Consider the following 12,707-nt stretch of genomic DNA (forward strand, 5'->3'; position numbering starts at 1 on the left):
GTCAGGGGGTGGGGTGGCGGGCGTCGTAGGTGAGGAAGGCGGGGCGGCGGGCGGCGAGGAGGAGTACGGCGGCGACGCAAGCGAGGCCGCCGGTGATCACGGAGGTGGCGGGGTTGGTGAGGGCGGCGACGGTGCCGGATTCGAAGTCGCCGAGTCGGGGTCCGCCGGCGACGACGACGATGAAGATGCCCTGGAGTCGGCCGCGCATCTCGTCCGGGGCTGCGACCTGCATCATCGTGTTGCGGAAGATCATGCTGATGGTGTCGGCGCAGCCCGCGACCGCGAGTAGGAGGAGGCCGAGCCAGAGGTTGTGGAGGGCGCCGAAGGCGGCGATGGCCAGGCCCCAGGCCACGACGGCGGCGAGGACGGCTACGCCTTGGCGGTGTACGCGGCTGACCCAGCCCGAGAAGAGCGCGCCGATCAGGGCACCGACGGCGGGGGCGGAGACCAGCAGGCCGACGGTGCCGGCGTCGCCGCCGTAGAAGGTGACCGCGATGGCGGGGAAGAGGGCGCGGGGCATGCCGAAGACCATGGCGGCCAGGTCGGCGAGGAAGCTGGTGCGCAGGTTGGGCTGCTCGCGCAGGAAGCGGAGGCCGTCGAGGACGGAGGCGCGGCCCTTGCGCTCGCCGAGCGGTCGCATGGCGGGCAGGCGCCACATCGCGTAGAGGGTGGCGGTGAAGGCGACGGTGTCGAGCAGGTAGGCGGCTTGGGCTCCGTACGCGCCGATGAGGACGCCGCCGAGCATGGGGCCGACGGTGAGGCCGAGGTTCATGCTGACGGTGTTCAGGGCGTTGGCGGCCGGGAGCTGATGGGCGGGGACCAGCCGGGGGATCATCGCGGACCGGGCGGGTGAGCTGAGGGCGAAGAATCCGGCTTGGACGGCGACGGCGGCGTAGAGGATGGCGACCATGCCGAGGCCGGCCAGCGCCTGCGCGGCAAGGACGGCGGAGACGGCTGCCAGGCCGCCCGAGCCGATCAGGCCCAGCCTTCGCCGGTCGACGGTGTCGGCGATGGCGCCGCCGTAGAGGCCGAAGGCGACCAGTGGGACGAGGGAGAAGATGCCGACCAGGCCGGTCGCGAAGGCGGAGCCGGTCAGGTCGTAGACCTGGACGGAGACGGCGACGGCCGTCATCTGCTGGCCTATGGAGGAGACGGCCTGGCCGATCCAGACGCGGCGGTAGTCGACGTGGTCGCGCAGCGGGCTGAGGTCGGCGAAGGCCCGTCGGTACCACGGACCGGGGGCGGCTACCGGGTCCGGCGGCAGGGGCACGGCGTCAACGGGGGCAACGGCGGCCACTGCGTCGGGTGCAGCCCCGGATTCGGGGCTGGTGCCTGGCTTTGGGCCAGGCCCCGCGGAGGTCCCTGAGACAGGATCCGGGTCGGGGCCGAGTGAGGCAGCGGACGCAGCGGACGCGGAGGTGGAGGAAGCGACGGAGGCGGCGGACGCAGCGGAGGCGGGCTGTTGATGGTTCGACATAGTCCCCCATGCTCCGCCCCGCCCCCCGGCGGCCCCGCACCGGGGCCCGCCTGTGACCCGCACCGGGGCCCGCCCGTTGCTCTCACCGGGGCCCGCCCGCGGCCCCGCGTGCGGGGCCGGCCGCTACCGGTTCAGTACCTGCTTCTCCCCCGCCTCCACCGCGAAGTCGAGCCGGTTGCCCGGCGGCGGGAACGGGCAGATGAAGTGGTCCGAGAAGGCGCACGGCGGCAGGTAGGCCCGGTTGAAGTCGAGGACAGTGCGGCCGTCGGCGTCCGGGGCCGGCAGGGTGATGAAGCGGAAGCGGTAGGTGTCGATGCCGCTGCCGGCGTCCGCGATCACGCCGCTGAGGCGGTTGCCCGACCGGCTGACGGTCAGCGTCCGGTGCTCGCCCGCCACGGTGAAGGCGATCTGCCCGGTGACTGCGAGCGGGCGTTCCCTGCCGTCGGCGTTGGGGACGACGACCGACTGCGTCCCATCCTCGAACGGGGTGAAGATCGCGGGTACAGCCCATTCCGGCGCGTACGGGTGGGCGGAGATGCCGGCGAAGGCGGCGCGCCGGGGCGACGCCGGGTCGAAGACTCTCAGGGCCAGTTCGCCTTCGCGCTCGATGGGGACGAGCAGCAGGTCTCCCAGGGTGGCGGTGTCGGCGGCCGGGTCGCTTTCCGGACGGAGCAGCACCTCGCCGTCCACCGGGGTGTCGGCGCCGGTGGCGGTGATGCCGTCACCCGCCGCCGCCCGTACCCGTACGCCCTCCGCGTCGGCCCACCAGTGCCCGGGCAGGCCGGGGATCTCGGCGGGCTCGGGCTCCAGCCAGTGCGTGCCGGTGAGCGCGAGCTGGCCGTGCCGTGCGCTCACGGACGCCGCCCGCCCGTCGCTCCAGTGCTTCCAGTCCTCCGCGGCCGTCGCCGTCATCGGTCCACCATCCCGGTCGGTCCGCGGGCGGCCCGCCGTTCGGGCGCCCGTCTCGGTCATCCACCACAACACCGCCCACGCGGACGGATCATTCCCGTCGGCCCGAAGTCGCCGGACCCGCAACACGGCGGCAACGCACCGACACGGCGCACGCCACCGGCCGCACGCGTCACCTCCCCGTCGTCTACCCGTCTCGGCGCTTCAGCGGCCGGAACAGCCCTTCCTGCACCACGGACACGACGAGCTGCCCGCTCCGGTTGAAGATCTGCCCGCGGGCCAGGCCGCGCGCGCCGTGCGCGATGGGGGACTCCTGCTGGTACAGCAGCCAGTCGTCCGTCCGGAACGGCTGGTGGAACCACATCGCGTGGTCGAGCGAGGCCATGTCGAAGTGCCGCTCGCCCCACAGCGGCTCGACGGGGGCGCGGACCGCGTCGAGCAGCGTCATGTCGCTGGCGTAGGTGAGGGCGCAGACGTGGATCAGCGGGTCGTCCGGCAGCGGGCCGTCGGTGCGCAGCCAGACGCCGCTGCGTGCTTCGACGTCGGTCAGTTCCTCCTTGGTCCAGCGGAGCCGGTCGACGTAGCGGACGTCGAAGGGCTGACGGCGGCTGATGAACGGCGGCAGTTCGCCGAGCCGGGAGCCGACCTCCTCCAGCGCGCTGGGCAGGTCTTCGGGGGCGGCGACGGCCGGCATCGGGTACTGGTGCTCGATGCCGCCCTCCTCGGGTCTGTGGAAGTCGGCGGTGAGCGCGAAGATCGACCGGCCGCCCTGGATGCCGAGCACCCGGCGGGTGGTGAACGAGCGGCCGTCGCGGATCCGGTCGACCTGGTAGACGATCGGCACGCCAGGCACTCCCGGCCGCAGGAAGTAGGCGTGCAGCGAGTGGACGGGGCGCCCGTCGTCCACCGTGCGCCCCGCCGCGACCAGCGCCTGCCCGGCGACCTGGCCGCCGAACGTTCGCTGCAGGGCCTCCTCAGGGCTACGCCCGCGGAAGATGTTCAGCTCGATCTGCTCGAGGTCCAGCAGATCGACAAGATCGTCGACGGGGGTACCCATGAACGCTTCCTCTCCGGACCCCGGCCCTGCGGCACGGACTCCGATCGAATTCTCCAGCTCACTCGAATTCTCTGGCGACCCGGGTCATTCCCGCTCACCGGCCCTGAGCCTCCAGTTCACTCGAACGAGTAGACGAGTCAACGAGCAGACGAGTCAACGAACGGACGACGGAGACGGCCGGACGACGGAGACGGCCGGACGACGGAGACGGCCGGACGCACCTACGCCTCGACCCCGAGTGCTACGCCCCCATCCCCGACTGCCGCACCGTGATGTTGAGCCGCCCGACCAGCCCCAGCTCCGGATCCGCCGTCCCCTGCAACGTGCGGACCACCCCGTGGTAGGCGAACCGGGCCGGGCCGCCGAACACCAGCAGGTCCCCGCTGGACAGCTCCAGATCGGTCCACGGCCGGGTCCTGGTCTCGGTGTTCCCGAGTCGGAAGACACAGCGGTCGCCGAGCGAGACCGACACCACCGGCGCGTCCGCCCGCTCGTCGCGGTCCTGGTGGAGGCCCATCTTCGCGCCGTGCGGGTAGTGGTTGACGATCGCGACGTCCGGCTCGTACGACGCGGCGCCGGCGACCTGGGGCAGTGCGGCCCCGTACGCCTCGGCGACGGCCTGCCGGGCAAGGCGGCCCAGCTCGGGCGGGAACGGCTTGACGGGGGCGCCGTCCTCGGCGACCCGCCGGTACCCGTACGGGTACCAGTGCCAGCCCAGGCTCACCATTCGTACGGACATCATCCCGCCGGTGGGCATCCGCACCGAGTGCAGCCCGGCCGGCGGACGGGCCCACTCCCGGCAGGCGGCGACCAGGCGCAGCTGCGCGTCGAGGTCGAGCCAGCCGGGCAGCAGGACGGCACCGGGTGCGGGCTCCGATCGCCCGAGCACCCCGGAGGAGCCGGAGGGCCCGGAGGAAGCGGAGGAGTCGGAGGCCTCCTCGCCCCCGGCCGCCCCGGTCGGATCACCGAACAACTCGCCCTGGATCACCCCACCATCCTCCCCCACCAGCCAGGCCGAAGCCCGGCCATAGCCCGGCCGAAGCCCACCGAAACCCGGCCCGGGCCCCTGGCGGCCCCGGCACCCCCGGCACCCCCGGCACCGCCGACACCACGCCTGGCAGGCGGGCGTCAGTCGAACGGTGCGGTATTCCGGAACGCCGATGAGGTGCTGCCAGGGCGGGGGACTGGGCGGAGGAACCGGGAGGAGGCAGGGTCAGCGTTGCGATGAGGCCAAGCGAGTAACCGACAAAAACCGGCTTGGGGGCAGGCCCGGCGCCGGGGCAAGACGGACTGCCGAAGCAGACACTCACCCTGCCCCACTCACTGTCCGCTCGCCCCTTCCCGACATCGTTTCGCGCACCGACCCTTGGACTGACGTCCAGCCACCTCGAGGGAGACCGCCCAGTCATGCGCGCCCACGACGAACACTCGGACCACACCCGACCCGGTCACCGGACCGGCACCCCACGCTCCGCATCGGCCACCTCAGCCGCCCGGACCGGTCTGCTGGCCCTGCAACACAGCATCGGCAACGCCGCCCTCGGCGCCGCTCTGGGGCGCGAACAGTCCGCCCGGGGCGTGACCGTCCAGCGGGCTCTACGCCCCGCGGGCGAACGCCTGGAGACGTACGTCGGAGCCATGGCCGACAGCACGCGCTCGGTGGGCAAGGCGAGGCAGTCACCGGCACTCAGCGCGTTCGGGCGGGCGATTCCCGCCAACCTGGTCGACCTGGAGGAGGAGAGCGCCGACTACGAGCCGGATCCCAAGGACCCGCAGGGCAATGCCCCGAAGGCGGGCGGGCGCTTCGAGAACCTCTACGGGCACCGTGGCCGTCATGATGGAGAACTACCGCTACCCCCCGGAGGAGTACACGGCGAGCGAGGCCTTCATCCACCAGTGGTCCCGAGCCGTGGCGATGTTCAACGCCAACGCCTTCAGCAAGGCGATGCTCAAGGTCCCGACGAAACCCGAGGACGTGCCGGACCGTCTGCCGGACAGCATCTTCCGACAGAACGTCTCGGGCCCCGCCGCCAAGGAAACCCTCGGCGGCCTGTTCCCCGAAGGGGCCGACACCGTGACCTTCCAGGAGAACGACCCCACCTACGAGAAGGTCCTCGCCACTGTCAACGGCAAGTCCACCAGGAACATGGTCAGCACTTTCAACGAGATCAAGGGACTGCCCGACAACCGGAAGTTCCGTATCTCGGGCGGCGCCATCACACGGGTGCAGGGCAACTTCCAGTTGCGGTTCGACGTGACCGACCGAACGGCGTGATCCACCCCGAGCGGGCAGCGGCCGACCCCCGGCTGAGGCATCAGCGCCAGGCCGCCTCGGCGCGCTTCGGCCGAAGCCTCCAGTCCGGCGCGGCGAAGCGGGCCGCAGGCGGCGACGCGGTCTGCTCCGGTGAGCCGGCCCGGTCTGCCGCGGTCGGCGGACGAGCATGGCGGTTCCCAGGGGTGCTCGGCGACCGGACCGGGGTGGCGAGGAGGAAGAGCCGGCCGACCACGGCGGCGGGCTGGAGGTCGAAGACGCTGGTGAAGGGCCGGTGATCAGGAGCAGGGTCCGCCGGCCTCGGAGTTGGCGTGCCACTCGCAGGTGGCGGTGATCTCGCCGTTTGACCAGGTCCGGCGGACGGGCCGAGGCGGACGGGGCGGCGGACGGGCCGGGTGGCCTGGATCAGAGAGAGGGCGAGCGCGGCACCGGCGGTGGTGCTGCGACACCGGGGACACCGCAACACCACGACACCACGACACCGGGAAACGCCAACGGCCGCCCCTCCACCCGGCGGAGAACCCGCGCGGGGGAGAAGCGGCCGTCGAAGCTGGAGCAACCGGCGTCAGTGGATCATGACGCCACGGAGCCCGAAACCTCAGGGCCTCGCAGCCCCGGGGCTTCAGATGCGTTTCAGATGCTCAGGGCCTGACCCGGGAAGATCAGGTTCGGGTTGCCACCGATGACCTTGGCGTTGTTCGTGTACAGGTCGTGCCAGTCCAGGCCCTGCGCAGCGGCGATGGAGCTCAGGGTGTCACCGGACTTGACGGTGTAGCTGCCGCCCTTGGCCGGCTTGGCGTCGTTGGAGCCGGTCCAGGACTTGGCAGCGTTGTCGGCCTTCGGAGCGGCGGCCTTCGGGTTCTGGGCCGGCTTGGCGGCCGGAGCGGCGGGCTTCACGGCCGGAGCGGCCGGCTTGGCAACCGGAGCGGCGGGCTTGACAACCGGGGCAGCGGGCTTGGCGGCCGGAGCGGCAGCCGAGGTGTCGACGGCGGCCGGGGCACCACCCTTGGTCAGACCGGCCTTGACGGAGCACACCGGCCAGGCACCCGGGCCCTGGGAGGCGAGGACCTTCTCGGCGACGGCGATCTGCTGCGCCTTGGTCGCCTGGTTGGCCTGCGCGGCGTAGGCGGTGCCACCGTAAGCAGCCCAGGTGCTGGAGGTGAACTGCAGGCCGCCGTAGAAGCCGTTACCGGTGCTGATGGCCCAGTTGCCACCGCTCTCGCACTGGGCGACGGCGTCCCAGGTGGAGACGGAGGCGGCGGAGGCCGAGGTGGCCGTGACGAGGCCGGCCACCGGCAGGGCCGCGACAGCGGCTCCCGCCACGACAGCCATCCGAACGCGGTTGCGCTTGGTGGCGGTGGAGGTGGTGGCAGCGGCGGTCTCGTTACGGAAAGTCATGAGGTTCCTCTCGACAGCCCCGGGCGGACATGCGGAACCAGGCCCTGAAAAGGGCCGCGTTTCGCTTGCCGCGTCCGTCGGGCGGCCGTGCACGTGTCGGACGTGCCGCTGCCGCCCCGGCCACCCAGCCACTCACCGGCGATCTGTTTCGAGCGATCGCGTCGGCGGGCACCTGCCACTCCCGGCGGGCCGGGGGGCTGTGCGTCGGGGGTGAACCCGGGTGGCGCTCGTTGCGCCGACCAAGAAGCTACGAGTCGGGCGGCGGGGAATCCAAAACTCGGACGGTCTGCCCAGCTCAGCCAAGGGTTACCAGCGGTAACACCGGCACAATCTTGCCCGAAATGTCGGTTTTAGTCGTTGATTCCTAGATCAAACACCACGGCCACGTGAGCCACCTCACGAGTTCAATCCGGCAGTCCCGTCACCGACATCGACAGATTGCGACCACGAGAACACGCCGCGCGGTCGGATCCAGGGCAATTCCCGTCAGCCTCGACGGGCACCCGTGACGCCTGACACAAGGGCCCGTTGGTCATGGCGACCTCCCCCTGTCCGCCCCCGAAGCCCCATCCACACCCATCCGAGGAGACCCTGTGCCGCGCATGCTCGACGTCAGCGACGAGGTCCGGTCCGAGATCGGCGACGACGAGGCCGACCGCCTCCTGGGCGGTGACCGCGCCCCCGACAGCTACGAGTGCACGTCCTGCCGGACCGCCGGCGACACGCACGTGGAGCCCACCAGCACCGTGCTCTTCGTCGGCGACGAGACCGCCGTGCTCGCCTTCGCCCACGCCCGCTGCATCCCCTCCCAGGTGGTGGCGGTCTCCGAGGAGCAGCTGGTCGGCGCCGTGCGCAGCATCAGCCAGTCCCAGACGGGCGCCCCGGACCTCGCCATCCCCGCACCGGCCGGGGCCGCCCCCGCCCCCGGCGCCCCGGCGCCGACCCCGGGAATCTCCGCCGGAACCCAGCCGACCGCCCCCGGCCAGGCCGCCATCCTCGGCATCACCTGCGGTCTCGTCCTGCACGGAAAGGTCGGGCACGCCTCACTCGTGGTCGAGCCCACCGGCCCGGTCGGCCGCCCGGGCAGCACCTCGGGCGAGGACGAGTTCCTCGACCTCCTCCAGGACGCCGGCTTCCAACCCGTCGCCGACCTCGACGAGACCCCGGAGCAGCTGCCCGGCTGGTCGGTCCTGGTCGCGATGGGCAAGCTGCACGCGATCCTGCAGCCCGCAGCCGCGGGTGGCAGCACCGGCTGGTGGCAGGCACATCAGCCGCTGCAGGTCACCGACGCCTGGCGGATGGCGGCGAGCCAGCTGTCCGAGGTGACCATGTACGCCGTTCCGGCCGGCATGGTGGGCCGCCAGCCCCGGGAAGACCTGCTGCGCCAAGCGCTGGAGCGGGCGGTGGCACTGGGCCAGGTCGTCGCCGCCTCCCTCCCGCTCGCCGGCACCTGACGGTCCCGCCCCGCCCCATCCCTTCCGCCCCTCCCATCCCGACGCGCCGGACGGCGGCCGCCCCTTCATCGGGCCGCCCTCCGGCGCGGGCGCGCCCAGCTGTCGTCGACACCAGCACACGTGCAGGTCTCACGGTTCCTTCCCGCGCTTGCCCCATGAGCACCGCTCATGAGCGGACCTCATGGGCAGGTCTCATGAGCACCTCCCATGAGCAGACCTCATGAGCGGCACACATGAGCAACGCTCATGGGCACTTCCCATGAGCCCCACGCATGAGCACTCATGAGCCACCCGCATGACCAACACATGAGCGCCCCGCCACGCATGAACACCCACATGAGCAGCGCTCATGTGCACCCGCCTGAACGCCCCACACTGGCCCCCCGCCCCGCATCCCCCGCCCCTCTCGCTCGTTGGCCCCTACGTGTACAGCTACGACGTCTCCGCGTCCCCCGGCCGGTCCGCCACCGCCCCCCGCTCGATCCCGGGCATGCGGCCGTCGTACGACGCCGAACACCCGCACTCCACCACGCCGATCTATGACGAGCTGTACTCCGAGTACCGGCGGCTCTTCCGTGCCCTGCCCGGCGACCGCTCGGGCGAGGAGGACCTGGCCTTCACCGGATTCGCAGTCCGCGACGGATACCCGCGGCTCGGCGAGCAGCGCCCGTACTTGCCCCAGCACCAGGCCTTCCACACCCTCGCGGGCCAAGCGCCGGGCCTCCCCCAGTTCCTGGCGCCCCAGCCCCACAGCGCGGGCTCGTCCCCCAGCCATCACGGGGGTCACACCGGGCACATGCACCACACGGGCAACAGCAGCCACACCAGCAACATGAGCCAGGCTGGCCACACCGGCAACCGTCCCCACGGACCAAACGCCTTCCAGCCCGGCAACAACAACCCCGGCACCCACCCCCAGCCCACCGCCCCCACCAGCGACGGTTCGGGCTACGCCCCGGCCCCCGTCCCGCACCAAGCCCACTCCCAACACGCGAGCGCCCCGGCCCAGTTCACCAACGGCCAGGGGTGGGTCGCCGCCGGCTACCTCGGGCAGGTCCCGCATCCCATGGCCGTGCCCGCACCCGTACCGCCCGCGCCGCCCGCCCCGTCCCCGGTGATGGGCACGGCCACCGGTCTCGCCACCGCCCCGTCCGCCGGGGGCCGTCACCGCCAGATGCTCTCCCTCCCCCCGGGCCGCAACGGCGATCACCACTGACCACGGCCGACCACCGGCACCCCACCGGCCAGCGCCGCCTGCCTGCCTGCCCCACCGCCCCACCGCCCCGCCCCGCCCACGCCGAGAAACACCGGAGGGCCCCGCCACCACCGTGACGGGGCCCTCCGGCCGTCCGCAGAAGAACGCGCCACTGCCGCGCCCCTGCTGCGTCCTCTACTCTTGTACGCCTACCACTACTTCCCTGCTACCTACTGTCCCCTACCTGCTACCTGCTACCTGCTGCTACTTCTTCTTCCGCTTCTCGCGGACCCGCACCGAGATCGAGATCGGCGTCCCGACGAACCCGAACTCCTCGCGCAGCCGACGCTCGATGAAGCGCCGGTAGCCGGCCTCCAGGAAGCCCGAGGCGAACAGCACGAAGCGGGGCGGCCGGATGCCCGCCTGGGTACCGAACAGGATGCGCGGCTGCTTGCCGCCCCGGATCGGGTGCGGGTGGGCGGCCACCAGCTCACCGAGGAAGGCGTTCAGGCGCGCGGTCGGGATGCGGGTCTCCCAGCCCTCCAGCGCGGTCTCGACCGCCGGGACGAGCTTCTCCATGTGCCGGCCGGTCTTGGCCGAGACGTTGACGCGCGGGGCCCACTGCACCTGGACGAGGTCGCGCTCGATCTCGCGCTCCAGGTAGTAGCGGCGCTCCTCGTCCAGCTGGTCCCACTTGTTGTAGGCGATGACGACGGCGCGCCCGGCCTCGACGGCCATCGAGATGATCCGGGTGTCCTGCTCGGCGAGGGTCTCGCTGGCGTCGATCAGGACGACCGCAACCTCGGCCTTCTCCAGCGCGGAGGAGGTGCGCAGCGAGGCGTAGAAGTCGGCGCCGGCGGTCAGGTGGACCCGGCGGCGGATGCCGGCGGTGTCGACGAACTTCCAGGTCTTGCCGCCGAGTTCGATCAGCTCGTCGACCGGGTCACGGGTGGTGCCGGCCAGCTCGTTGACGACGACGCGTTCCTCGCCGGCGACCTTGTTCAGCAGGCTGGACTTGCCGACGTTCGGCCGGCCGATCAGCGCGATGCGGCGGGGGCCGCCGGGGGCCGCGTCGCCGAAGGTCTGCGGCGGGGCCTCGGGCAGCGCGTCCATGACGGCGTCGAGCAGGTCGCCGGAGCCACGGCCGTGCAGAGCGGAGACGGGGTACGGCTCGCCCAGGCCGAGCGACCACAGGTAGGCGGCCTCGGCCTCGGTGGACGGGCCGTCGACCTTGTTGGCGCACAGGACGGTCGGCTTGCCCGCCCGGCGGATGATCTTGATCAGGGCCTCGTCGGTGTCGGTGGCGCCGACCTTGGCGTCCACGACGAACAGCACCGCGTCGGCCTGCTCGATGCCCAGCTCGGCCTGGGCGGCCACCATGGCGTCGATGCCGAGGACGTCGATCTCCCAGCCGCCGGTGTCGACCACCTTGAAGCGGCGGCCGTTCCAGCTGGCTTCGTAGGTGACCCGGTCGCGGGTGACGCCCGGCTTGTCCTCGACGACGGCCTCACGGCGGCCGATGATGCGGTTCACCAGGGTCGACTTGCCGACGTTCGGGCGGCCGACCACGGCCAGTACCGGCAGGGGGACGTGCTCGGTGCCGTCGAAGCCGTCGACACCGTCCAGGTCGAAGCCCTCTTCGGCGGCGAGGGCCATGAACTCGGCGTAGTCGGAGGCGTCCAGCTCACCGGGGCCGGTGGCTGCGTGCTCTGCGGTCATGTTCGTCTGTTCCGTTTCCCGGCCCGGCCCTTCCCAGGGGCGGCCCGTGCGTACCTGCCCCGTCTGGGGCAGCGCGATGGTTGTCTCCGCGGCGCCTCGGCGGCCCGCGGTTCACTCAGTGGCCGGACCGGCGGGAGCCGGACCAGCAGTCGTTCAACCCGACAGCAGCCGGGACGGGCAAGGACCCGACCGACAGCAGTCGGGACCGGCAAGGGTCAACCGACGGCGATCCCCGATCGCAGCCCCTCACCACAGCCCCCGACCACAACCCCCCACCACAACCCCCGACCGCAGTTCGCGACAGCAGTCGGAGCCGGCGGTCGGAGCCGGCAGGGGTCAGACCGACGACAAACCGGCCCGCTCCTCCACCAGCGCGGCGATCCGGTCGATCACCTGCTCGAGGGTGAGCTCGCTGGTGTCCACCCGGACCGCGTCCGCGGCCTGGGTCAGCGGCGCCGTCTTCCGGGAGGAGTCGGCGGCGTCGCGGCGGGCGAGATCGGCGGCCATCGCGGTGATGGTCGCCTCGTCGACGCCCTTGGCCCGCAGCTCGGCCGCCCGGCGCATGGCGCGGGCCGCCTCGGATGCGGTCAGGAAGACCTTGACGGTGGCGTTCGGGAAGACCACCGTCCCCATGTCCCGGCCCTCTGCAACGATGCCACGCTCGGCGACCTCGGCGCAGCCCCGCTGCAGCTCCACCAGCCGGGCCCGTACGGCCGGCACCGCGGACACGGCGCTGACCTGCGCGGTCACCTCGGGGCCGCGGATCGGGCCGGAGACGTCCTGGCCGTCCACCGTGATGGTGGGGCCGTCGGCGTCCGTGCCCGACACGATCACCGGCTTGCCGCAGGCGACGGCCACCGCGTCCGGGTCGTTCACGTCGACGTCGTTGGCCAGCATCCACCAGGTCATCGCCCGATACATGGCGCCGGTGTCCAGGAAGCTCAGACCCAGCCGGGCGGCGACGGCCCGCGAGACGGTCGACTTTCCGGAGCCGGAGGGTCCGTCGATGGCGACGACGACCGGGGCGTGCGCTCGGTCGGCAGTGTCCACGGGGCGAACCTCTCTCTGACGCATGGAGCCGAAGCCTGCGCAGGCGGACGGCCGGGGATTGTCTCCCTCAAGGTTAATGGACCGCCGAGGTCGCCCGCTCCGCCGTCCGTCGGGGCCCTACCCGGCGCCCGCCCCAGCCTGTACCCGGCCCGTCCACCGACTCCTACCCCTGTCTC

At 72.2% G+C, this 12,707-nt stretch carries 10 protein-coding genes; 3 read left to right on the plus strand and 7 right to left on the minus strand.

What is annotated here, in order from left to right; genetic code table 11:
• Position 1: 1 nt before the first annotated feature.
• From IF30_RS0138920 to IF30_RS0138935, 4 genes are all read right to left on the minus strand, one after another.
• Entirely contained in the window at positions 2-1,477 is a 1,476-nt protein-coding gene (locus IF30_RS0138920) for an MFS transporter (protein ID WP_078892046.1), read from the minus strand.
• A gap of 123 nt (positions 1,478-1,600) precedes the next feature.
• Entirely contained in the window at positions 1,601-2,389 is a 789-nt protein-coding gene (locus IF30_RS0138925; protein ID WP_030247585.1) for a DUF1684 domain-containing protein, read from the minus strand.
• 184 nt (positions 2,390-2,573) lie between these two features.
• A complete protein-coding gene (locus IF30_RS0138930; protein WP_030247586.1) occupies positions 2,574-3,443 on the minus strand; it encodes an acyl-CoA thioesterase in 870 nt (289 codons plus the stop codon).
• Positions 3,444-3,684: 241 nt separating this feature from the next.
• Positions 3,685-4,332 carry an alpha-ketoglutarate-dependent dioxygenase AlkB family protein gene (locus IF30_RS0138935; protein ID WP_030247588.1) on the minus strand — a complete coding sequence of 216 codons (648 nt, stop codon included), beginning with the start codon at positions 4,330-4,332 and terminating at the stop codon, positions 3,685-3,687.
• A gap of 945 nt (positions 4,333-5,277) precedes the next feature.
• Between IF30_RS0138935 and IF30_RS0138945 the strand changes: the two genes are divergently transcribed.
• On the plus strand, positions 5,278-5,718 hold the full coding sequence (locus tag IF30_RS0138945; RefSeq protein WP_158835912.1) for a hypothetical protein: 441 nt from the start codon (positions 5,278-5,280) through the stop codon (positions 5,716-5,718).
• Positions 5,719-6,348: 630 nt separating this feature from the next.
• Here IF30_RS0138945 and IF30_RS0138950 read toward each other — a convergent pair.
• Positions 6,349-7,113 carry a transglycosylase family protein gene (locus IF30_RS0138950; RefSeq protein WP_030247591.1) on the minus strand — a complete coding sequence of 255 codons (765 nt, stop codon included), beginning with the start codon at positions 7,111-7,113 and terminating at the stop codon, positions 6,349-6,351.
• Positions 7,114-7,706: 593 nt separating this feature from the next.
• Here IF30_RS0138950 and IF30_RS0138955 point away from each other — a divergent pair.
• Together IF30_RS0138955 and IF30_RS42705 are read left to right on the plus strand one after the other, a co-directional pair.
• Entirely contained in the window at positions 7,707-8,567 is an 861-nt protein-coding gene (locus IF30_RS0138955) for a hypothetical protein (protein ID WP_037902796.1), read from the plus strand.
• A 349-nt stretch (positions 8,568-8,916) separates the two neighbouring features.
• Positions 8,917-9,783 (plus strand): hypothetical protein, encoded by an 867-nt coding sequence (locus IF30_RS42705; RefSeq protein ID WP_037902799.1) that lies wholly within the window; start codon positions 8,917-8,919, stop codon positions 9,781-9,783.
• Between the two features lie 243 nt (positions 9,784-10,026).
• Here IF30_RS42705 and der read toward each other — a convergent pair whose 3' ends face one another.
• Both der and cmk read right to left on the minus strand, forming a co-directional pair.
• A complete protein-coding gene (gene der, locus IF30_RS0138965; protein WP_030247596.1) occupies positions 10,027-11,481 on the minus strand; it encodes a ribosome biogenesis GTPase Der in 1,455 nt (484 codons plus the stop codon).
• Between the two features lie 336 nt (positions 11,482-11,817).
• Positions 11,818-12,531, minus strand: coding sequence for a (d)CMP kinase (gene cmk, locus IF30_RS0138970; RefSeq protein ID WP_030247597.1), 714 nt, complete (start codon positions 12,529-12,531; stop codon positions 11,818-11,820).
• Between the last annotated feature and the right edge of the window lie 176 nt (positions 12,532-12,707).

It is taken from the genome of Streptomyces sp. NRRL S-350 (assembly GCF_000719705.1).
GTDB lineage: Bacteria > Actinomycetota > Actinomycetes > Streptomycetales > Streptomycetaceae > Kitasatospora.